This window comes from Chryseobacterium sp. DT-167, from assembly GCF_058310155.1.
This window is the reverse complement of the sequence record NZ_JBZEEQ010000082.1, coordinates 1-636: the sequence shown is the minus strand read 5'-3', so window position 1 is coordinate 636 and position 636 is coordinate 1. Positions and strand designations below refer to the sequence as shown.

General features: G+C 70.4%; 1 protein-coding gene. It reads left to right on the top strand.

The features are described 5' to 3' along the window. Positions 1-172: 172 nt before the first annotated feature. Positions 173-636: hypothetical protein (locus AC4FQ5_RS19870; RefSeq protein ID WP_491146348.1), on the top strand; the 464-nt coding region annotated here is incomplete at its 3' end.

The following is a 636-nucleotide window of genomic DNA, read 5'->3' as shown; positions in this document are numbered from 1 at the left end:
GACACCGTCTCGACGCAGGGAATCGACCCGCCGTCCGCCCCGATCACACCCCCCTCTCCTCGTCGGAACGCCCGCGAGCCAGCCGGCTCGGGGCGTACTCGGTGCGCGCATTCGTCGCGCTCGCCCGCCGAGTCCCCACCAACGCACCACCGAGCACCGCAAGGACATCACCATGGAAAGCATCACCGCCCCCGTCGTTCCGGCCGCCGCTGTCCGGGAGACCACGCGCGCCGCCCGTCGCGCCCCCCGCGCCCGTCGTCTCGCCGCTCTCGCGGCGGGCCCGCTCGCCGTGCTCCTCGCCGGAGGCATCGTGTGGCAGGGTTCGCAAGCGGCCTTCACCTCCACGACCCGCAACTCGGGAAACGCCTGGTCGTCGGGCAGCGTCTCCCTCACCGACGATGACAAGGGCACCGCGGCCTTCACCGTCGAGAACGTCGTGCCCGGCCAGACCGGCAAGAAATGCATCGTCGTGACGTCGAACTCCTCCGTCCCCGGCGTGGTGAAGCTGTACCAGCAGAACCTCAGCGCATCCGGTCAGGGCCTCGAGAACCGCATCAGCCTCGTGATCGAGGAGGGTACCGGCGGATCCTTCAACGACTGCACGGGCTTCACTCCGACCGCCACGACGGGCACCCC